The sequence below is a fragment of the Tenacibaculum pacificus genome (assembly GCF_027941775.1).
GTDB classification, from domain to species: Bacteria; Bacteroidota; Bacteroidia; order Flavobacteriales; family Flavobacteriaceae; genus Polaribacter; species Polaribacter pacificus_A.
In genome coordinates this window covers 2,643,306-2,664,447 of sequence record NZ_CP115917.1, presented here as the reverse complement: position 1 = coordinate 2,664,447, position 21,142 = coordinate 2,643,306, and the positions used below count along the sequence as shown (strand labels likewise).

18 protein-coding genes and 1 pseudogene are annotated in these 21,142 nt (G+C 28.5%); 10 read left to right on the top strand and 9 right to left on the bottom strand.

Annotated features, from left to right (window positions below; genetic code table 11):
• Positions 1 to 5: 5 nt before the first annotated feature.
• Together PG913_RS12215 and PG913_RS12210 are read right to left on the bottom strand one after the other, a co-directional pair.
• Positions 6 to 350 carry an SdpI family protein gene (locus PG913_RS12215; protein ID WP_271230953.1) on the bottom strand — a complete coding sequence of 115 codons (345 nt, stop codon included), beginning with the start codon at positions 348 to 350 and terminating at the stop codon, positions 6 to 8.
• A gap of 3 nt (positions 351 to 353) precedes the next feature.
• Positions 354 to 1,679 (bottom strand): serine hydrolase domain-containing protein, encoded by a 1,326-nt coding sequence (locus PG913_RS12210; RefSeq protein ID WP_271230952.1) that lies wholly within the window; start codon positions 1,677 to 1,679, stop codon positions 354 to 356.
• Between the two features lie 91 nt (positions 1,680 to 1,770).
• Between PG913_RS12210 and PG913_RS12205 the strand changes: the two genes are divergently transcribed.
• Positions 1,771 to 2,982: an aminotransferase class V-fold PLP-dependent enzyme gene (locus PG913_RS12205; RefSeq protein ID WP_271230951.1), complete on the top strand. Its 1,212-nt coding sequence runs from the start codon at positions 1,771 to 1,773 to the stop codon at positions 2,980 to 2,982.
• Between the two features lie 218 nt (positions 2,983 to 3,200).
• On the opposite strand, the gene PG913_RS12200 is transcribed toward PG913_RS12205, so the two are convergent.
• Positions 3,201 to 3,902, bottom strand: a complete 702-nt coding sequence (locus PG913_RS12200) for a Bax inhibitor-1/YccA family protein (RefSeq protein ID WP_271230950.1) — start codon at positions 3,900 to 3,902, stop codon at positions 3,201 to 3,203.
• Between the two features lie 70 nt (positions 3,903 to 3,972).
• Between PG913_RS12200 and glpQ the strand changes: the two genes are divergently transcribed.
• Positions 3,973 to 4,881, top strand: a complete 909-nt coding sequence (glpQ, locus tag PG913_RS12195) for a glycerophosphodiester phosphodiesterase (protein WP_271230949.1) — start codon at positions 3,973 to 3,975, stop codon at positions 4,879 to 4,881.
• Between the two features lie 4 nt (positions 4,882 to 4,885).
• Here the strand turns inward: glpQ and PG913_RS12190 are convergent, their stop codons facing one another.
• Both PG913_RS12190 and PG913_RS12185 read right to left on the bottom strand, forming a co-directional pair.
• On the bottom strand, positions 4,886 to 6,133 hold the full coding sequence (locus PG913_RS12190) for a hypothetical protein (protein WP_271230948.1): 1,248 nt from the start codon (positions 6,131 to 6,133) through the stop codon (positions 4,886 to 4,888).
• Positions 6,120 to 8,579, bottom strand: a complete 2,460-nt coding sequence (locus tag PG913_RS12185; RefSeq protein ID WP_271230947.1) for a DUF2339 domain-containing protein — start codon at positions 8,577 to 8,579, stop codon at positions 6,120 to 6,122. Before PG913_RS12185 ends, PG913_RS12190 begins: the two co-directional genes overlap by 14 nt.
• A gap of 189 nt (positions 8,580 to 8,768) precedes the next feature.
• Here PG913_RS12185 and PG913_RS12180 point away from each other — a divergent pair, with 189 nt between their 5' ends.
• From PG913_RS12180 to PG913_RS12145, 8 genes are all read left to right on the top strand, one after another.
• Complete coding sequence (locus PG913_RS12180; RefSeq protein ID WP_271230946.1) at positions 8,769 to 9,272, top strand: hypothetical protein; 504 nt, start codon at positions 8,769 to 8,771, stop codon at positions 9,270 to 9,272.
• 63 nt (positions 9,273 to 9,335) lie between these two features.
• Complete coding sequence (locus tag PG913_RS12175) at positions 9,336 to 10,004, top strand: hypothetical protein (RefSeq protein ID WP_271230945.1); 669 nt, start codon at positions 9,336 to 9,338, stop codon at positions 10,002 to 10,004.
• A complete protein-coding gene (locus PG913_RS12170) occupies positions 10,004 to 11,008 on the top strand; it encodes a PspA/IM30 family protein (protein ID WP_271230944.1) in 1,005 nt (334 codons plus the stop codon). The genes PG913_RS12175 and PG913_RS12170 overlap by 1 nt, the downstream gene beginning before the upstream one ends.
• A 30-nt stretch (positions 11,009 to 11,038) precedes the next feature.
• Entirely contained in the window at positions 11,039 to 12,580 is a 1,542-nt protein-coding gene (locus PG913_RS12165; RefSeq protein ID WP_271230943.1) for a phosphate ABC transporter substrate-binding/OmpA family protein, read from the top strand.
• Positions 12,580 to 13,542, top strand: a complete 963-nt coding sequence (locus PG913_RS12160) for an ABC transporter permease (protein WP_271230942.1) — start codon at positions 12,580 to 12,582, stop codon at positions 13,540 to 13,542. The genes PG913_RS12165 and PG913_RS12160 overlap by 1 nt, the downstream gene beginning before the upstream one ends.
• Positions 13,543 to 13,544: 2 nt before the next feature.
• Positions 13,545 to 14,354, top strand: coding sequence for an ABC transporter ATP-binding protein (locus tag PG913_RS12155; protein WP_271230941.1), 810 nt, complete (start codon positions 13,545 to 13,547; stop codon positions 14,352 to 14,354).
• Between the two features lie 13 nt (positions 14,355 to 14,367).
• Positions 14,368 to 16,272, top strand: coding sequence for an AAA family ATPase (locus PG913_RS12150; protein ID WP_271230940.1), 1,905 nt, complete (start codon positions 14,368 to 14,370; stop codon positions 16,270 to 16,272).
• Between the two features lie 2 nt (positions 16,273 to 16,274).
• A complete protein-coding gene (locus PG913_RS12145; RefSeq protein WP_271230939.1) occupies positions 16,275 to 17,195 on the top strand; it encodes a 2OG-Fe dioxygenase family protein in 921 nt (306 codons plus the stop codon).
• Positions 17,196 to 17,216: 21 nt separating this feature from the next.
• Here the strand turns inward: PG913_RS12145 and PG913_RS12140 are convergent, their stop codons facing one another.
• The 4 genes and pseudogenes from PG913_RS12140 to aspS all read right to left on the bottom strand — a co-directional run bounded on the left by PG913_RS12140 (position 17,217) and on the right by aspS (position 21,093).
• Positions 17,217 to 18,101 (bottom strand): SAM-dependent methyltransferase, encoded by an 885-nt coding sequence (locus PG913_RS12140; RefSeq protein WP_271230938.1) that lies wholly within the window; start codon positions 18,099 to 18,101, stop codon positions 17,217 to 17,219.
• 102 nt (positions 18,102 to 18,203) lie between these two features.
• Entirely contained in the window at positions 18,204 to 18,923 is a 720-nt protein-coding gene (locus PG913_RS12135; RefSeq protein ID WP_271230937.1) for a DUF1266 domain-containing protein, read from the bottom strand.
• A 4-nt stretch (positions 18,924 to 18,927) separates the two neighbouring features.
• Positions 18,928 to 19,185 (bottom strand): hypothetical protein, encoded by a 258-nt coding sequence (locus tag PG913_RS12130; RefSeq protein ID WP_232124000.1) that lies wholly within the window; start codon positions 19,183 to 19,185, stop codon positions 18,928 to 18,930.
• Between the two features lie 152 nt (positions 19,186 to 19,337).
• Positions 19,338 to 21,093 (bottom strand): annotated as a pseudogene (aspS, locus tag PG913_RS12125) (aspartate--tRNA ligase).
• Positions 21,094 to 21,142 lie beyond the last annotated feature (49 nt).

Sequence of the window (21,142 nt, the reverse complement as noted above, 5' to 3'; positions counted from 1 at the left end):
GTTTTTTATTTTAATTTATTTCCATCATCATCAAAATTTTTGCTGATTTCTTGTTCTGTTTTAATTACAGATACAGCTAAAGATAATAACATAATCGCCATTGGTTGCCAGCTTAAATTTTTACTGATAGAAGCTAATACTAATGTTGCAACAAATGAAATACTTGAATAAATTAAAAACTGTTTTGTAAAAAAGCTATTTGCAAATTGCCAAATAGTATTGTTTTTTATGGTTTTATTGGTACGATATCCATAAATAGGATTTATCTTTTTAGGTGGAAAAAAATAAAATATAATACTAAATAAAAATAAAAATCCGTTTACAGATAATACGTAATAATAAGGGTTCATTGTTTAGTTTTTAATTGAAGTTATAATTCCTTTTAATAGCATATTCACATCGGCATTTTTAGTTAAACCAGTACGAACTACTACCAAATTTTGGTTTGGCAAAATAAATACATTCTGACCTTTATATCCATTAAAAGAATACATATTTTTTGGTACATCAGGATATTTATTACCCGCATTTAACCATAGTTGTGCGCCATACTGTTTATTAGAAGTTGGAGTAGGTGTTGTAGCATAATCTACCCAATCTTTATCAAAAAGATGTTGCCCGTTCCATTCGCCATTATGTAGATATAAAAGTCCTAGTTTAGCCCAGTCTCTTGCTGTTGCCCATCCATATGAAGAACCTACAAAATTTCCACTCATATCAGTTTCTATTAACATAGAGTTCATGCCAATTTTATCAATTAAAGCACTGTACCAATAATCTAAATATTCTTGATGCGTGTTAAATTTAGTACGAATAAGCCCCGATATTAAATTAGTTGTTCCTGAAGAATAATTCCATGTTTGGTTCGGTTTAGCTACTAAAGATTTATTTAACTGTGTTTTAGTCATGTCATTTTCTAAAAACAACATTTTACTAACATCTGATATTGTATTGTAATCTTCAACCCATTCTAAACCAGAATTCATTTGTAATAAATTATGAAGCGTAATATTTTTACGTTTATCATTTTTCCATTCATCAAATAAATTGGTATCAGCTACGTTTATTTTTCCTTTACATTGTAAAATTCCAACAATAGTACTAGCAATACTTTTGGTCATCGACCAACCTAATTGTTTTGAGTTTTTATCAAATCCGTTGGCATATTTTTCGGCAATAATTTTATCATTATAAATAACAACAACCGAACGAGTTTTGTTTTTAGGGTTAAATAAAGTATTAATAACTTCATTTAGTTTTTTGTAATCAACATTTGAAAAAATAGTATCTTTTTGATTAGCATTTCCATACGGAAAAGGAGTTGTATTATCAGGTTTGCTACGCTTTGGAATGGGTGTTTTTTTAGTAGTATCATAATCATCATTAATTAAAACAGCACCTAAACCTTCTCTGTAAATAGCTTTCCTTTCTAATAATCCAAAGACTGAACCTGTAGCCGATTTTTCTTCGGAATTTATTTCATCAGAAGTTAAATTTATAGGCGAAAAATTATTGTCATTTTCATCAGTGAAAGCTAAACTTCTATCGGCTAAAAAAACCGATGAAGCTGTATTTTTAGCAGAATAACCAGCTAATATATTTAACTTCGGATAATTAAAATAAACAAGAATAATAAGTATTGCAATAACAATTAATAGTACTCTTTTCAAATTTTTCATATAAAAACAGTTTTTAACAAATGTAAGAATTTAATTGTTTGATGTTTATATTTAAAATGCAACGCCTACCTTTGCTATAAATATTTTTTTTATGTTTATAGTAGATAAAATTAGAGCTGATTTCCCTATTCTTAACCGACAGGTACACGGAAAAAAATTAGTATATTTTGATAATGGAGCAACCTCACAAACTCCGCAAGTAGTTATTGATGCTATTGTAGATTATTATTCTAATTACAATGCAAACATTCATAGAGGAGTACACACTTTAAGTCAAGAAGCTACTGATAAATACGAAGAAGCTCGTCTTAAAGTTCAAAAACACTTTAATGCAAAACATTCGTATGAAATTATTTTAACAGCAGGTACAACGCACAGTATTAATATTGTTGCTTCAGGATTTTCGGCTATTTTAAAAGAAGGAGATGAAGTAATTGTTTCATCATTAGAACATCATTCAAATATTGTTCCTTGGCAGATGCTTTGTGAAAAAACAGGCGCTGTTTTAAAGGTAATTCCGATGGATGAAAATGGTGCGTTAAAAATGGATGTGTATCATGAATTATTAAATTCGAATACTAAATTGGTATTTTGTAATCATGTTTCAAATGCTTTAGGAACTATAAATCCGATTAAAGAAATTATCGATGCAGCTCATAAATTTGGAGCGTATGTTTTAATTGATGGAGCGCAAGCAACACCACATATAAAACCTGATGTTCAAGCTTTAGATGCTGATTTTTATGTAGCATCGGCGCATAAAATGTGTGGACCAACAGGTGTTGGTTTATTATATGGAAAAGAGGAATTATTAAATTTATTACCACCATATCAAGGAGGTGGTGAAATGATTGAAACTGTAACTTTCGAAAAAACAACTTATGCAGGTTTACCTCATAAATTTGAAGCAGGAACGCCAAATATTTGTGGAGGAATTGCTTTTGGAGCTGCCATAGATTATATGAATGCTGTTGGTTTTGATAATATAGCGAATCAAGAAAATGAATTATTAGCCTACGGAACACAAGAATTAGAAAAAATTGAAGGCTTAAAAATTTATGGAACAACTAATAAAGCGGCTGTAATTTCTTTTAATATTGAAGGAATTCATCCGTATGATATTGGTTCGATTTTAGATAAATTAGGCGTAGCAGTTCGTACAGGACATCATTGTGCACAACCGATTATGAATTTTTTCTGTATTCCTGGTACTGTTAGAGCTTCGTTTGCTTTTTATAATACAAAAGAAGAAATCGACATTTTAGTAGCATCAGTAAAAAGAGCTAAAATGATGTTAAGTTAAAAATATCTTTATAGATAATTGAGTTTTATATATTAAAAAACCTCACAGAATTTAAAAATCTGTGAGGTTTTTGTTATTATATATTTTTTAGATATAAAATCGTGTAAAAATTTCTAGCCCCGATTGAAGCATTTGTTTGAGCTCTTTTTTTGATTTTTTTTCAAAAAAAAGCGAGTGCGGAAAGCGGGAAATTGCTTCAAATTATTTTTATAATCCTTTTAATCTCTTGACATAAAAATTTGTAAAACATACCAAAATAAAAGCATCAGCGAAGCAAATAAACCTAATGCAGCAGGTATATAATCATCCGTAGAAAATTTGTTTACCAAGTTAGAAGTCTGATATAAAATAGAACCAGCAGCTAATACACACATTCCCACAGAAAACCATAAACCAAGATTAAATCCGAATAAAGTACCCGCAATAATTAAGGCGATTGCAATAAAAAAGCCAACACTTAATCCTGCTTTTATAAACGAAAAATCTTTTTTTGTGATAAATACAATAGACGAAATTCCTGCAAATAATCCTAAAGTTACAATTCCTGCTTGCTTAATAATTTCAAAATTATTAGTGTATGAAATTGCCATATAAATAAGCGGAATAAAAATAAAAGCTTCGGCAAATACATATCCTGAATAGGCTAAATATTGTAAGTTTTTATCAGATGTTTTTAATGCGGTACTTTCTGCATAATTGGTAATCAGCATAAAACCACCTAATAATAATAACCATTTATAACCTTGCGTCATTGATAACGCAAATTCAACGATGGTTGCATTTTGTAATAATAAATATTCAAAAAAAACGAATAATAATACACCTAAACCAACGTGTGCATATGTTTTTTTGTAAAAAGCTACTCTATCTGTTTTAGATGCTTGAGCAACGAGTATTTTGTTGTTAAATGAGTTTTCCATATTTTTTTTAATTAAGGTATAAAGATAATTTTTATAACCATTTTTCAGTTGTTTTTTTTATATTTATCAGATGAAATCATCTAAAATAGTAATTGCACATCGTGGAGCATCAGGATATTTACCCGAACATACGATGGAATCAAAAGCAATGGCATATGCTATGAATCCTGATTATATTGAACAAGATTTGGTGCTAAGTAAAGATAATATTCCAATTGTTATTCATGATATTTATTTAGATGATGTTACCAATGTTGCTACTATTTTTACTGATAAAAAAAGAGCCGATAATCGGTATTATGTAATCGATTTTACTTTTGATGAATTACAGCAATTACAAGTAACCGAACGGTTTGATACCAAAACACAAAAACAATTTTATCCAAAGCGATTTCCTAAAGGAAAAGGAAATTTTAAACTTCATTCTTTACATCAAGAAATTGAACTTATTCAAGGTTTAAATTATAGTACAAACAAAAATATTGGAATTTATCCAGAGATAAAAAATCCTGATTTTCATCATAAAAATGGAAAAGATATAGCTAAAATAACTTTAAATATTCTTTCTGATTATGGTTACAAAACTAAAAAAGATGCTTGTGTTTTTCAATGTTTTGATGCCAAGGAATTAGAAAGAATTCGAAAAGAATTAAAATCCGATTTGTTTTTGGTTCAGCTAATAGAATTTGAAGAAGAAACAAAACAACTAAAACATTTTGCAACTTATGCTGATGGAATAGGACCTTGGTATAAGCAAATTTTAGCCGAAAAAATAGCCGATAAATTTACTTTTACAAACTTAGTTTCACAGGCGCATCAGCTCGGCTTAAAAGTGCATCCATACACTTTTAGAGCCGATAGTTTAGACGAATTTTCTTCTTTTGAAGAAATGATGCAAGTATTATTTTTTGAAGCTAATATTGATGGTGGTTTTACTGATTTTCCTGATAAAATGGTCGCTTTTTTAAATGATAATTAAACTTTTAAGATTGTTTTTTTTCTTGATTACTAATATCTTTTATCAAAGAAAAAGCAAAATAAATAATAAAACCACCACTTAATACAATACAAATCCACATAAAAATAGTGGTTTGCCAAAAAGGTATGTTTTTAGGAAATACGGTTTTACTTTTGTTTTTAGAAAATGATGTAATACTTGTTTCTGAAATATTTTTTGTTGTCGATGAAATGAAATTTCCTAAATCGTATGAGGGTTTTGTTAACGTAGAATCAACTATTATTTTGTAATTATTTGCTTTCTTTAAATTAGCAATTAAATAAATTGGCTTCTGAAATAACTGAATATTTTCTATTGCTAAAGCAGGATTATCTTTATTTTGAATCTCGATAATAAACTCTTTTTCATTTAAATTATTAAAGGTAAATGAGTTTTTATTTTTAGAATTTAACTGAAAAGAAGCGATAGTTTCTGTGTAGGTTTCTACACGTTTTTTAATTTTTCGTTCTCTTTTTACAAGAATTTTAGCGTTTCTTAGAAAAAAATCGGAATCAATTTTAAAAGAAATACTATTGATATTATGTGAATTTTCAGCCGTAAATTTAAGTTGTGTAACCTTTTTCTTTTTTTCGGTAGAAATAGATTCTTGTTTGTGTTGATTTATTTCGATAGCATTTTGAGTAAAAATTTCACTTTTATAGATTCCAGCTTCCAAAATATTTATGGGCAATGAGTTTTTATCATTAAAATTAATGCGTAAAAATGGATACGTATTTAAAGGAAAATTAATAGTTTGTTCTAAAAATATTCTTCCTGAAGCTGTTTTTTTAGGTGAGTTTTTAGGCGATAAAATACGATTAGAAATTAATCCAAACCATTCAGAACCATTATCACTTCCGTAGACATTATAGCTTTTTCTGATTTTTGTATTGGCAATTTTAAGTGTAATACTAGCTGTTTTTTCTGCGGATTTATTTTCTATTACAATTGACGTTACAGAATCTTTAATAACATTTTTTGATGCTATTTTAAGTTCCTGAAAGGTTGAGAATTTTTTATCATTATTATAAATTAAAACATACGGAACATCATTTTTTAATGAATCTTTAATTCTTAAAAAATTGTAATTTTCGTTGCTAACAGCTCTAACTTTTATCGGTAACATTATTTTATGTAAACCGCTTTCATTTATCGAATTAATACTACCTGTATAATTTTGAGCAAAAGTAGTAAGAGAAACAAAAAAGGTAATTAATAAACTATATTTCATCATCTGTATTTTTATTTTCGGTAGTTTCATCAACAACCAATTTTTTTAATTTTTGATACACAAAAGAAATTATCAAAATTAAAACTCCTAATAATATAAAAGCAATAATTTTTCCTGTTTCCGAAACGTTTTTAATATCGTAAATAAAAAGTTTCAAAATGGTAATTCCGAGTAAAGAAAGTGCAATTACTCGTAAGTTTTTCCATTGTTTTTTTATCCCAATAATTAAAAAGATAAAAGAAAAAACTCCCCAAAGTATTGGATATCCTATTTTAATAATTTGTGTTTTTGTCGCTGATATTTGGCTGTGTACAAAATTACTCTTAGCGTAAAAATCATTTTCTGATTCAGAGAATTTTTCAGATAAAGCTACTGTATCAACAGAATTTGAAAGATGTAAACCATGTATCATTATTTCATTACTTAAAATATATACAATGGCAAAAGTAAATATCCAAGGCAACCATTTACGTTGTTTTGGTTTTATCTTAAATAATAAATCGGATGTCTTATATAGTTGATATCCAAAATAAATTAAACAACTTAAAATGATATAATGAAAGTAAAAAGCATAATTTGTATTGGTGTTTTCTAAGAAGTTTTCAATTAATTCGCTTTTTGGTAATCGGTAAAAATCAACAATATAAAGTACTGTTGAAATAATACCTACAACTAAAATTCCTTTTGAAATATTTTTATTTTTTAATATTGATGCGATATATAATATGGTCGTAATAAATATAAAATGATATGTTAGAGGAAAAGATAACGCAGAAAAAGTGTTCTTTAAAAATTGATAAGCTTGATAATTTACTTCTAAAATACCTGTAAAATAGGTTATTAAAATAGTGATAATCAAAAGTATATTTCGATAAGAATTAATATTTATAGAAAAGTGTTTTATAACGAATTCTTTCTCTTTTTTTAATAACCAATACGTTAAAAATAGCGAACAACTAACCACTAAACCAGCAATAAATAACGGATTTAAAATGATAGTTAAATCTTTTGTAAAGCTGTATTTTTCCCAATCTAAAAATAAACTGATAAGTGTTAAAACTTGTATTATAAAAGCACCAATTTTAAAGGTATCTATTTTTGATTTTTGAGATAGCCAAAATAATAAAACAGCTTCCAAAGCCCAGAAAAGTGTAATAATATTACCTTCAAACTGAATTGGAATTGTTAACGTAACAAAAGTTAAAGCAAGTCCGATTAATAAGTAAATGGCATTTTTATCTAATCCGAATTTTTTATATAAAACAGTAGCGTAAGCAATGTTATAAAGTGCCAATAATAACGTAAATAATCCTGTTAAATTTGATTCTAAATCATTTAAAATTAACATTCCTAAACCGAAAAAAACAAAGGTATTTGCTACTAAAATAAAATATTCTATCGTAGAAAACACACCTTTATTTCTAAGATTATTTAAAACAATTGTAATGCTAAATATAAAATAAAATAAGGTTGCAAAAGTTAAAGCTCCTGTGTGTGAAAATGTTTTGTAACCTATTTTTAAACCACACCAACTTCCGAATAATATTATTGTAAATATAAAAGATAATATTGTTGAAATTCGCCATTTCTTAAAATAAGAAATCCCTAATATTCCGATGTTTAAAATAGCAATGTAAGTAAATAAAACTACATAATTACCTTCGCCCGTACTTACCATAAATGGTGCTGAAAACCCACCAATTAATGATAAAACAGCTAGTTCTTGTCGGTTATAAGAAACCGCAACAAGCGTACTAAAAATGGTTATTACCGTCATAATAGCAAAAGCTACGGTTTGACTAAATAACTGATATTCATGAAAAGCAATATAAATAGTAAAGTAAAAAATACTAATAGCTCCCGCAACTAAAACAGAACTAAAAGAGGTGTAATTTTTCTTTAATTTATGTGCAATTGCCATAATTAATGAACCACATAAAACACCAATTCCAACTCTTGCAGGTTCGTTTATCCAATCTTTATCGATGGCATATTTCACGAAAAAACTAATTCCTAATACTAAAATTAAGATCCCAAGTTTATTAATCAGATTTTCACCGATGAACTTTTCTAAATCAGGATTTTTTTCTTTAAATCTTTCAAAAAATGATTTTTTAGGAATTGATTTTATTTTCTCTTTAATTGGTTTTTCTATTGTTTTTTTATCCTCTAAAATAGTATTGACTTTTAAAGAATCAGTAATAGGAGGTATTATAATTTCCTCTTTTTTAGGAGTAGGAATTATTGGATTTACTATTTTAGTTACTTTAGGAATTACAGTTTTTTCTTCTTCGGATGCTACATTTTTATTAGCTACAACCGTATTTTTTGAAAAAATTTCTTTTTGTAAATCTGTAATTGTTTTATTGAGTTCTTCAAATTTTTTGTTGATATTTTTATTGATAAAATAAAAACAGAGTAAAGGTATTATAAAGTATAAAAATTCCATAGCGTATCATTTTGAATTTCACATCAAATGTAAACCTTTATAATTATATCGATTTTTGATGTCATCAAAAGGAAAAAAATAGGTCTGTAAAAGCTATTATTATTTGTTTTCTGATATTTTTTAGATAAAAACTGAATCAATACTATTATTCTTATAAATTTGTGAGTTAGCTATAAAAGAAGAAAAAACATGACAGTATACGATCTTATAAACATACTTACCACCAATTCGGGTAATATTCTTAATTACTATATATTGTTGTTTGTAATAATATTAATAGGACTTTTATTTTCAAATATAATTCGTCCTAAATCGCCAATTTTATATGTGTATAGCGTTTTAATATACGCTGTAGCAATACCAGGTCTTTTAAGTATTATTTTAGTTGTTTATAACTTTTTTTTCTTGCGTAAAAATTTAATGCAACTTCAATTAGTTACCTATTATTTACCGATAATAGCCATGATATTATTGTTCTTAATTATCAAAAAAACACTTCCTTTAAAAGAAATTCCTGGTTTTGATAAGTTATCAGGGTTGTTTATTATCTTATTTATCACCTTTTTAATTACGTATTTTATTCAAAAAGCAATTATAGGAGTTTTCTTTATTGGTAGTTTTACTCAGCTTATAGCCATATTTTTAGTTTTATTAGTCGTTTTAAAATTAGGATGGAATAAGTTGGTAAAGTAATCAAGGAACATAAAGGCTTTTTAGTTGGTTAATTTTTTTAAATTTGTTAAAACTAGAGTAACTATGTTAAAAAATTTAAAATCGTTATTTTTTACTGAAGATGAAAGTAAAGAAGAGAAGAAAAAGGAGGTAGTTTCAAAAGAAACACCAAAAAAATCAGCGGAAAAAGTAAGTACTATAAATAAATCAGCTCCTATAAATTTCAATGCTACTGGTAGTGTTGATAATGCTATTGTAGAAAAATTATTAATAGCAATTGAAAACAATAACTTAGAAGGATTTGATTATCTAGAATTTAAAAAAGCCTTAAAAGCTTTAGAAAAAATTCCGATGGATGAGGCTACAAAATATCGTTCAACTTATGCAGCAGCTTCTACAATGGGAGCAACTTTAGATAGCTTGTTAGAAACTATAAACCATTATATTGGGGTATTAGATACTGAAAATAGCACTTTTACAAAAGCTTTTGAAGGGCAATTAGTAGCTAAAATAGGGAATAAAGAAAAAGAAATTACACAGTTTGAAGCGGTTGTTAATGAAAAATCAGAAAAAATAAAACAACTTACAAACGAAATTACAAAGCATCAAAATCAAATTGAAGAGTTAAAAAAATTGATAGCTGATAGTAGCCATAAAATTACTAAAACTCAAAATGATTTTAAAATGTCGTACTTACATTTAAGAACTCAATTAGAACAAGATGCACAAAAAATAAAACAATATATAAAATAATGGAAAACTTTACACCCAAATCTTTTTGGGAAAAACCAGAAGGAAAAACAGGAATGTTTTTTACAGCTTTATTAGCAGGAGGGAGTATGTATTTTTTATACAAAGCATTGCCTTATCTTATTAATATTGTAGAAAACACCTTACATTTAGGATTACTTTTAGCAGGTTTAGGAGCTTTAATTTATATGATTTTAGATCCTAAAATGCGTAACTTGATTTTTTACATGTATAAATCGTTTATGCGATGGATTACAGGTTTGTTTATTTTAATTGATCCGATAGGAATTTTAAAAAGTTATATTGATGATTTAAAAGATAACTTAAAGAAAATGAACAAACAAATTGCTGTTTTAAAAGGTCAAATGAGAAGGCTACAGCAAATAATGAATGAAAATAAAAAGAATATCAATAATAACTTAAAGCTTGCAAGTGCTGCCAAAGAGAAAGATAAAAAAGGAATTATGATTCTGAAATCTCGAAAAGCAGGAAGATTAAGAGAATCTAATTTAAAGCTAGATGAGTTGTACAGAAAAATGGAAATTTTATACAGAGTATTAACAAAAATGTATGAAAATTCTGAAATTTTAGTCGAAGATATTGAAGACCAAGTAATGGTAAAAGAACAAGAACGTAAGGCAATACGTGCGAGTCATTCTGCTATGAAATCGGCAATGAATATCATCACAGGAAACAACGATAAAAAAGAAATGTTTGATAGAGCTTTAGAGGCAATTGCTGATGATGTTAGTATGAAAATTGGTGAAATGGAGCGTTTTATGGAAATGTCAAACGGTTTTATGGATTCTATCGATTTACAAAATGGAATTTTTGAAGAAGAAGGTTTAGAATTATTAGATAAGTGGGAAAAAGAAGGAGTTTCTTTAATCCTTGGAAATCAAAAAGATTTATTAGTAAACGACAGTCATAGTGTAGATTTAGATGCACCAACATTAAAGAAAAACAAAAAGCATAATAATCAGTATACTGATTTATTCAACTTTTAAATAACAAATCAACCAATAAAAAAATAAATTATGGCAGGAAAAAAATTAACTCCATTATCCAAAATATTAATTGTTGCAGTAATCATTGGAGGTGTTTATTTCTTATTAAATAAACTAAGAGATCCGAAGGTTAAAGACAAAATAAATGAAGTAACTGCGAGCTCAGAAACCAAAGAAGGGTATCAAGATGTGTTAAATATCGGAGTTGTTACTTGGGGAGGTTATGCTGGTGGACAATATTTTAATGAAGGTTTTAGAGCAAATACAAATTCTCGATTTTATAAAGATTACGGATTTAAAGTAAATTTTAAAGTAATTGATGATTTTGATGCTTCTCGTGATGCGTTTAAAAATGGCGATATCGATTTAATGTGGGCAACTATTGATGCTTTTCCTACCGAAGTTGCAGGATTATCGCAATATCAACCGCAAGTTGTTTTTCAGGCAGATTGGAGTCGTGGAGGAGATGCAATTGTTGCACGTAGAGGAATTAATAAAGTAAGCGATTTAAGAGGTAAGAAAATTGCCGTTGCACCAATGACACCATCGCACTCGTTTTTAATTTGGTTATTAGAAGCAGGAGATATCAGTGTAAAAGATGTTAAAATAATTGAAGTGCCAAGTGCTATTGATGCTGCCGATGCTTTTAAAAGTGGAACTGTTGATGCTGCCGTTGTTTGGAGTCCAGATGATGCTGATTGTGTTCAAAAAGTAGCAGGAGCTAGGGTTTTAGAAAGTACTAAAAATGCAACACATATTATTGCTGATGTTTTTGTCGCTAAAAAAGATTTTATCGAAAATAATAAAGAGCAATTAAGAGAATTATACGAAGGTTGGATGATTGGAGCTTCTGAACTTAATAATTCGGATGCTAACAAAAAGAAAGCCGCTAAAATTTTAGCTGAAGGTTTATCGCAACCAGAAGGTTTTTGTTATGATGCGATTAATAATGTACGTTTAGCTACACATGGAGATAATCAAAATTTCTTCGGATTAAATAATAATTACAACGGTGTAACTGGTGAAAACTTGTACAATAAAATGAAAGTAAAGTATCAAAATTTAGGATACAATACTTCAGGTGCAAAAAGTTGGAGATTACTTTCAACAAAAGATTTAGTAACAAAAACCAACTCTTTAACAGGAGCAAATCATGTTTCAGAAAAAGAAAAACAATTTTCTAAAGCCAATGATAAATTAGCTAAAAAAGCATCTTTATCATCAAAAAAAGTAAGTATCAGTTTTAGAACTGGTCAGTTTATTTTAAGCGATAATGCAAAGCAATTAATAGACGTGCAATTTACGCCAATAGCAAAAGCTTTTGCAAATACACGCATCCGTATTGAAGGAAATACTGATAATGTTGGAAAAAGAAGTTCTAATGTTTTACTTTCTAGACGAAGAGCTCAGTCGGTTGCTAATTATTTAATCGATCAACATAATATGCCTAAAAATAGGTTTATCATTTTAGGAAATGGTCCTGATAAACCAATTGCTGGTTGTGAGAGAAATCAGAATAAAGATTGTCAAGCAAAAAATAGAAGAACCGATTTTGAATTAGTTGTAGACTAATGAACTATAAAAAATTATTTGAGTTACGAGGAGAACTCGCATCAAAAGAAAGAATTACGCTAACCATTTTGGGAAGCGTAATTCTTATTTTGTTTTGGTTTTTATTAGCTGAAGTTTTATCTAAAACTATCATCACCCAAAACGACACGATCTCACCTACTTCTTTATCCAAAGAAAATAGAAAATACTATGAAAGCGATTCACTTTTAGTTGCTAATTACACACTTTTAGAAACAAAAAGTATTGATGATTTAAAAGGATTCGGTTTAGTTAAAAATAAAGTATATCCTATTTTACCTTCGCCAATAAAAGTAATCAAAGCTTTTCCTGAATTAAATAAAGATGATGATGTTATTGGAAATACTTTTTTATCAATTAAATTAAATCTTTTAGGATATTTATTAGCCATTATTATTGCAATTCCTGTTGGTTTTCTTTTAGGATTAATTCCACTTTTTAGAGGTTTGTTTAGCAAAATAATTGATTCATATCGTTTTATTCCGCTAACAGCTGTAACAGGAATTTTTATTATGTGGCTCGGTTTAGGAAGTCAAATGAAAGTTAGTTTTTTAGCTTTTGGTATTATCGTTTATTTAATTCCTGTGGTGGTTCAACGTATTGATGAAGTTCGAAAAGTATATTTAAACACTGTTTTTACTTTAGGAGCAACACCATGGCAAACCATAAAATCGGTATATATGCCGTATGTGTTTTCAAAATTAATTGATGATATTCGAGTTTTAACCGCAATTTCTTGGACGTATATTACCATCGTAGAAATGCTAAATAAAGGCGGTGGAATTGGTGAATTAATTTGGACAGCAAAAAGACAAAGTAGAATAGATAAGGCGTTTGCAATATTAATAATCATTGTTATTATTGGCGTGGTACAAGATCGATTATTTGTAATTATAGATAAACTATTGTTTCCTTACAAACACATTAATACAAACAAACGTTAACCATGAGCTTACTATTTACAGATAACCCACAGGCGTCTAATCTTATCGAATTGCGCAATATTGAGCAGTCGTATAATAACGGACAAACTAAAATTATTCAAAATTTAGATTTACTAATTGAAGATAAACCAATGCAAGGGCAATTTGCCGTTATTTTAGGAATGTCGGGCTGTGGAAAATCTACTTTATTAAGATATATTGCAGGTTTACAACAACCAACATCAGGAAGTGTTTTGGTAAAAGGGCAACCTGTTAGCAAAGAAAATAGGGTGAGTATGGTTTTTCAGCAATACTCTTCTTTACCTTGGATGACCGTTTTAGATAATGTTGGTTTGGCATTGAAATTTGAAGGGATTTCTAAAAAAGAACGTGATGAACGTGCTATGGAAATGATTCAATTAGTAGGTTTAGATGGACATCAAAAAAAGTATGCACAATATCCTAATTTATCAGGAGGACAGTTACAAAGAATTGCGATTGCGAGAAGTTTAATGTCGAATCCAGAAATTTTATTGATGGATGAGCCTTTTGGAGCTTTAGATGTTAAAACAAGGTTGCAAATGCAAGATTTATTAATCAATATTTGGGAGAAATTTAGCCCAACTATTTTGTTTGTAACACATGACATTCAGGAAGCGGTGTATTTAGCCGATGATATTTATATCATGAAACACGCACCATCAAATTTTGTAAAACATATTAATGTCGATTTGCCTTTTCAACGAAATAGAGAAACTAAAAGATTGCCTCATTTTGATGAATTAGTACATCAAGTAGAAGATGCAATGATGGCAATAGATTCAGAAAATTAATAATCAATAGTCTATGAATAGTACAAAATCGTATAAAATAATCGACCTGTTTTTTAAGAAGTTATCTTCAAAAGATACGCCTTATTTTTTTAAAGGGAAATTGGTAAATCCTTTAAAAATAATAGCTATTTCTGCGGATTTTTCAAAACTGAAAATTAAAGATGAAGATTTATTATTGCTTTATTCGTCAAAGAAAGATAGCAATAATTTCGATTTTGTAATTACCTCAAAACATATTCACACAAAAAGCAATACGTATTTATTAGAAATTACGGCTTTAAAAAATGAGGAATTCCTTTCTTTTGATAAAGAACATTTATCATTAATAAGAAATTTGGTGAGTGATTTAGGTTTATCAGTAAATGAAGAAAAGAAAAATTTGGCTTCTTTTACTGATAAATTTAAACGCTTTGTAAATCAAAAAGAAAGTAGTGCTACTAATTTTGATATTGATGCTTCTTTTTTAGAAATTTTAAAAAATGAAGGTGATAAAATTCAAAATTTAGCAGACGATTTAAATAATAATAAACGGTTTTCAACAGTAATTAATGATATTGTAACTAAAACCGATGATGCTGTAAAATTTACCGCCGAACACATTATTTTACAAGATATTATTAAAGTATTTAATAAAGTTTGTAATTTAACAAGTGAAGAAAATAAAGTAGCAACGCTAAGAATTAAGTTTTTACTCGCTTTTTTGTTTGAAAAATTACAAGGAAAGGATATTATCAGTAGTTTGAGTATCGCCCGAATAAATGAATTTGTTGCTTCGGATAGTTTTGATAAAAATATTGAAATTATAAAAAAAGCCACTCTTTTTGATTTAGGAGATACCTATAAAAATGAGTTTTTATTACCACTAATTTTAAAGCGATTAAAGAATCCACATTTTTCAAATTCAGCTGCTTTTTTATATCGAATTGCTTCTTTAATCGTAAAAGCAGATGGAACAGTATCTGAAAAAGAACAAGAAATACTCAAAAATATAAACGATAAGTTACAGCATCCGAAGGAAAAATTACAAGGTGTAAAAGAGGTTGAAATTGATGAAAATGAAACTTTAGAAGAAGTTTTAGAGGAATTGAATCAATTGGTAGGATTGGACAATATTAAAGGTGCAATCTCTGAATTATCGAATTTTTTAAAGGTTCAAAAATTACGAGAATCCGAAGGATTAAAAAGTGTAAATAATTCGTTGCATTCTGTTTTTATGGGACCTCCAGGTACAGGGAAAACTACGGTAGCACGTTTAATTTCTAAAATATACAAACATTTAGGATACTTAGAAAAAGGACATTTAATAGAAACTGACAGAAGTGGAATGGTTGCGGGTTATGTTGGACAAACGGCTTTAAAAGTTGAAGAAATTGTAACCGCTTCGTTAAATGGTGTTTTATTTATTGATGAAGCATATGCCTTGGCAAAAGATGCTAAAAAAGATTTTGGAAATGAAGCTATTGAAGTATTACTGAAAAAAATGGAAGACCACAGAAAAGAATTGGTGGTTATTGTAGCTGGATATCCAGATGAAATGAAAAGTTTTATCAATTCAAACCCAGGGTTACAATCTCGTTTTAATAGGTATTTTACTTTTGATCATTATAAACCGACAGAATTGGTCGCTATTTTTGAACTTTTTTGTAAAAAGAACGATTTTGTTTTAGCTACTGATGCTAAAGAAAAACTCTTATTTATCTTTGAAAAACTCTACGAAAAAAAGGATAAAAATTTTGGAAATGCTCGTGTAGCAAGAAATCTTTTTGAAAAAATAATTGAATATCAAGCAAACAGAATTATTGCAATTGCTCCCATAACAAAAGAATTATTAATCACCATTGTTGAACAAGATATACCGCCAGTAAATAAAACAGTGGAAAAATATTTGATGTTTCAAGAAGCCGAAGAAGTATTATAAAAATGATTACTGAAAAAGAGATATCCGAACAATTAAAACGTACTATAAAAGCGCCAATTCGTATTGGTTCGTTAACTGATTTAGCCATTAATAAAGCCGATTTTATAGCATCTTTTAAACTTTTTTTTGATACTGATTTAATGGATGATGTGTATTTGGTTAAAAATAATCAAATTGCATTTTTAAAGTCGGTTTTTATAGAGGATATAGTTTCTTTAGAAAAAATACATCAAGATTATTTTGAAGGAAATTTATCAAAAAATGTTTTAAATCCTTGGATTGATAAATTATCAGAAAATCAAAAGAAAGAATTTTTAATCCTTTCTAAAATTACAAGACAACGAAATATTTCTTCTTTTACAGTTGAGAAATCATCAGAAAAACAAAGAGATAATTTAGGTGTAAAACGTATTGAAGCAAAATCATTTAAACAAGATGTATCCGATTTTAGAGTTTGGAAACGTGTTTTTAAACAAGCATCAAAAGCATCCGTAGAAAATGAATTATTTAAAAGCCTTTTAAAACAAGTATTTCTTTTGATAAGTGAAATTCATCCAACTACTCAAAAGATAAAAGTTACGAGTCATTTTATGCGCACAATTTCTGATGTTCAGATAAAAGGAGAAAACTCTCCAGAAGGTGTTCATGAAGATGGTGCAAAATATATTCTTTCTGCTTTGGTTATCAATAGAACGAATATTTTAGGTGGAGAAACTCAAATTTTTGAAGCTATTTCAGAAAAAAAAGAACTTGTTTTTAATACGATTTTAGAAGCTGGAGAATTTGCTTTTCAAGCAGATACTGGCGAAGAAAAAGAATTCGGAACTGATTTATGGCATTATGTAACGCCTATTCAGCCGATAAATTTAGCTGAAAAAGGCGTTAGAGATATTATTGGTTTTGATATTGAAATAGTATCTTAATAAATAATATTTACTAAAAAATTAAGAAAGCATACAGCTAATTTTATCAAGAGAATCACCGTATTTAAAACTAAAATCGATGTGTATTAAATCACCTGCTTTAACGGCTAAAGTATTGGTGGTTTTTAAAACGGTAGGAGGCATTAAACTATCTGTTCCTGTAAAATTAGCACCAGGTGTAACTTCTACATACGATTCTAAATATAAGGCATTAATTGTACCTGAAAATAAAGCAGGAACTGAAAAACTTAAATTTACACCTTCTTTTTTTTCTTTTAATAATTCAATTTCATTTGCTAAAAATTGTTGTGATAAAAACATCGGCTGATGTCTTGTAAACATTACAGGATAATGTTGTACATTTTCATCTATTTCAGCCTCGCATAATCTTGCAAAATTCACAATTCTATTTGGGAATAATTTACCATCAGGTTTTAAAAACTGACGCATATGTTGAAAAATTTGCACCTGAAATTCATTAGCACAATAAATACTCATTAATTCACCAATAACATGGTCAACTTTTTCGGGTAAATTGACGGTAAGTGCATTGGCATAAATAACTTCTACTTTGTCTTTCCAATCATATTTTTCAATTTCTTTGTTGATAAAAGGAATTAAATCAGGATTGTTTTCAATTAAATACGCCTTTTTAACGTGTGGCATATATAATTTTGTTAGCGGTAAAGTACCAACGCCAATTTCACAAACTACGGCATCTTTAAAGTTATTATTTAGCTCAAAAGCTTTTTTAAATGCGTTGACTCTTTGCGCATCGGTTTCCATTATTTTATAATAAATTTCAGGAAAACCAAAATGAGATTCATCAAAAGTTTGTGCTTTTAATAAGGCATATTTTAACGTATCGTAATTATCTATAATTTGATTATGTAGTTTGTCGTTCATTTATTTTGTAGGTTTTTTTATAAGATAAAAGTAACAAAAAATCTCGTGCTAAAATTAGCACGAGATTTTTAATGTTTGCTTCTGATGTATTGTAAAGTGTTATTACTTGTATAAAAATTTTGAGTAAACACTTAAAAACTCTTTTTCTCCAAGTAAATTTTTACCACTTAAAAGTTGTTCAGATTCTATAATTACATCTTCTAAATCAAAACCTTGCATAGTTCTTCCTAATAAAAATGAAATGGTATAATCTTTCCAATTTGAGCCTAGGTTTTGTGCTGTATTAACCACTTGATTAATAAAGTTCCAACATTCTTTTTCTGTTAAATAATCACACCAAAAACACCATTTTGTTAATGATATTGCTCTACAAGTATCCCAAGCAAAAGTTGATTTTACTTGCTGTATTTCTTCTAGTTCTAGCTTTAAGCCTTTTGCTATTTTCTTTTCTATTTTGGTTAAATCATCCGAAGGATTTAATAAATACTTATCAAATTCTTGACTTCTTTCAAGTGAAATTAAAGCACTAATTGTTTCAATAGCTTCTTCTTTATTTGATATTTCCCAAGAATCTCTTAATCCATTTTTATAGGTGTCAATTGAATCTTTAGGTTTAATTTCTAATATATCTTCACCTCTGTGGTAAGAAAGTATTGCTCCAAAGACTAATGCATTTTTTTCGCTTTTGTTTAAAGGTTTAAGATTATTAAATTTTTCTAATTGTTTTTTCTTTCTTTTACTCGCATAAGTGATTACAAAAATTATATATATTGTAAAAACTACTGCAATTGCGCCTATTATGTAGTATGTATTTTGATTCATATTATTATAGTTTATTTCTTAATTGTTGTATTCCTGAAATTAATGCAAAAAGCCCTAAGCCCTCAAAAATTGCAAGAATTGCATATTTTCCGCCAAAATCATAGACTATTTGAAATATTTTTTTCATTCTTACGGGTAACCCAGCTTCTTCTGTTGTTTTCATATCAAAAAAGAAATATATTCCTCCAATAATTAAAACGATACCAATAATAAATACCCAGAATTTGTTTTGTTTCTCTAATACATTTTCAATTTTTTCCATATTTTTTTATTTAATTTTGAATACGAATATAATTAATCTAAATAAATTTCATTGATTTTAAAATGTTAATTTCGATTAAGTTATAAGCTTAAATCAAACAAAAAATCCCGCACTTAAAAAGCACGGGATTTTATAATATATTTTAAAAAAGATTACTCTTTCAAATCTAATTTAATACTTAATTCTGATAATTGTGCATCATTTAAAGCAGCAGGAGCATCAATCATTACATCACGTCCTGAATTGTTTTTAGGGAAAGCGATAAAATCACGAATTGTTTCTTGTCCGCCTAAAATAGCAACCAATCTATCTAACCCGAAAGCTAAACCTCCGTGTGGTGGTGCGCCATATTCAAAAGCATCCATTAAGAAACCGAACTGCTCTTTTGCTTCTTCTTCGGTAAATCCTAAATGTTTAAACATGATAGCTTGTGTTTCTTTGTCAGTGAATTCTGATAGAACCTCCACCGATTTCATTTCCGTTTAATACTAAATCATAAGCATTTGCTTTAACTGCTCCAGGGTCTGTATCTAATAACTCTAATTGTCCTGGTTTTGGCGATGTAAACGGGTGGTGCATTGCATGATAATGCCCAGTTTCTTCGTCTAATTCTAATAATGGGAAATCAATAACCCATAACGGAGCAAATACTTTAGGATCTCTTAAACCTAAGCGTTCTGCTAATTCCATTCTTAAAGCCGATAATTGAGCTCTTACTTTATTTGTATCTCCAGATAAAACACACACTAAATCACCAGCTTTTGCACCTGTAATCTCTGCCCATTTCGCTAAGTCTTCTTGATCGTAAAATTTATCTACAGAAGATTTGAATGTTCCATCTTCGTTTATACGAGAATAAATCATTCCTAAAGCGCCAACTTGAGGACGTTTTACCCATTTAATAATATTGTCTATTTCTTTTCTTGTGAATTTATTTCCTCCAGGAACAGCGAAACCAACCACTAATTCAGCACTATTAAAAACGCCAAAATCTTTATGTTGTGTTACTGCGTTTAATTCGCCAAATTCCATTCCAAAACGGATATCAGGTTTATCATTTCCGTATAAACGCATTGCGTCATCGTACAACATTCTTGGGAATTTATCCACAGAAACATTGTTGATTTCCTTTAATAAATGACGAGTTAATCCTTCAAAAATATTTAAAATATCTTCTTGTTCAACAAAAGCCATTTCACAGTCAATTTGTGTAAATTCTGGCTGACGGTCGGCACGTAAATCTTCATCTCTAAAACACTTTACAATTTGAAAGTATTTATCCATTCCACCAACCATTAATAGTTGTTTGAAGGTTTGAGGCGATTGTGGTAAGGCATAAAATTGCCCTGCGTTCATTCTTGAAGGCACTAAGAAATCACGCGCTCCTTCAGGAGTTGACTTGATTAAATAAGGTGTTTCAACTTCTATAAATTCTTGGTCAGATAAATATTTACGTACTTCCATAGATACTTTTGATCTGAAAATCAAACTATCTTTTACAGGATTACGACGAATATCTAAATAACGATATTTCATTCTGATATCTTCACCACCATCTGTTTTATCTTCAATAGTAAAAGGTGGCGTTTTTGCTTGGTTTAAAATTTCTAATTTAGTAACCAATACTTCAACTTCACCAGTAGCGATATTTTTATTTTTAGATTCTCTTTCAATAACAGTACCTGTAACTTGAATTACAAATTCACGTCCTAAGGTTTTTGCTTGTTCGATTAAATCTTTAGAAGTACGCTCTTCATCAAAAATCAATTGCGTAATTCCGTAACGATCTCGTAAATCGACCCAAATCATAAAACCTTTATCACGTGATTTTTGTACCCAACCAGAAAGGGTTACTTCAGTATTAATATGCGAGGCTGTTAATTCGCCACAAGTATGCGTTCTGTACATTTCTAGAATTTTAGATATGCAAATCTAACGATAATTGTTAGTATGTAAA

Bases quoted from the DNA above. Each gene is read 5' to 3' on its own strand.
- PG913_RS12190 (WP_271230948.1), bottom strand. From the start codon at position 6,133: ATGATGAAATATAGTTTATTAATTACCTTTTTTGTTTCTCTTACTACT.
- PG913_RS12205 (WP_271230951.1), top strand. From the start codon at position 1,771: ATGTTTATAGTAGATAAAATTAGAGCTGATTTCCCTATTCTTAACCGA.
- PG913_RS12165 (WP_271230943.1), top strand. From the start codon at position 11,039: ATGGCAGGAAAAAAATTAACTCCATTATCCAAAATATTAATTGTTGCA.
- PG913_RS12150 (WP_271230940.1), top strand. From the start codon at position 14,368: ATGAATAGTACAAAATCGTATAAAATAATCGACCTGTTTTTTAAGAAG.
- PG913_RS12130 (WP_232124000.1), bottom strand. From the start codon at position 19,185: ATGGAAAAAATTGAAAATGTATTAGAGAAACAAAACAAATTCTGGGTA.
- glpQ (WP_271230949.1), top strand. From the start codon at position 3,973: ATGAAATCATCTAAAATAGTAATTGCACATCGTGGAGCATCAGGATAT.
- PG913_RS12145 (WP_271230939.1), top strand. From the start codon at position 16,275: ATGATTACTGAAAAAGAGATATCCGAACAATTAAAACGTACTATAAAA.
- PG913_RS12210 (WP_271230952.1), bottom strand. From the start codon at position 1,679: ATGAAAAATTTGAAAAGAGTACTATTAATTGTTATTGCAATACTTATT.
- PG913_RS12185 (WP_271230947.1), bottom strand. From the start codon at position 8,579: ATGGAATTTTTATACTTTATAATACCTTTACTCTGTTTTTATTTTATC.
- PG913_RS12170 (WP_271230944.1), top strand. From the start codon at position 10,004: ATGGAAAACTTTACACCCAAATCTTTTTGGGAAAAACCAGAAGGAAAA.
- PG913_RS12160 (WP_271230942.1), top strand. From the start codon at position 12,580: ATGAACTATAAAAAATTATTTGAGTTACGAGGAGAACTCGCATCAAAA.
- PG913_RS12135 (WP_271230937.1), bottom strand. From the start codon at position 18,923: ATGAATCAAAATACATACTACATAATAGGCGCAATTGCAGTAGTTTTT.
- PG913_RS12200 (WP_271230950.1), bottom strand. From the start codon at position 3,902: ATGGAAAACTCATTTAACAACAAAATACTCGTTGCTCAAGCATCTAAA.
- PG913_RS12215 (WP_271230953.1), bottom strand. From the start codon at position 350: ATGAACCCTTATTATTACGTATTATCTGTAAACGGATTTTTATTTTTA.
- PG913_RS12175 (WP_271230945.1), top strand. From the start codon at position 9,336: ATGTTAAAAAATTTAAAATCGTTATTTTTTACTGAAGATGAAAGTAAA.
- PG913_RS12180 (WP_271230946.1), top strand. From the start codon at position 8,769: ATGACAGTATACGATCTTATAAACATACTTACCACCAATTCGGGTAAT.
- PG913_RS12140 (WP_271230938.1), bottom strand. From the start codon at position 18,101: ATGAACGACAAACTACATAATCAAATTATAGATAATTACGATACGTTA.
- PG913_RS12155 (WP_271230941.1), top strand. From the start codon at position 13,545: ATGAGCTTACTATTTACAGATAACCCACAGGCGTCTAATCTTATCGAA.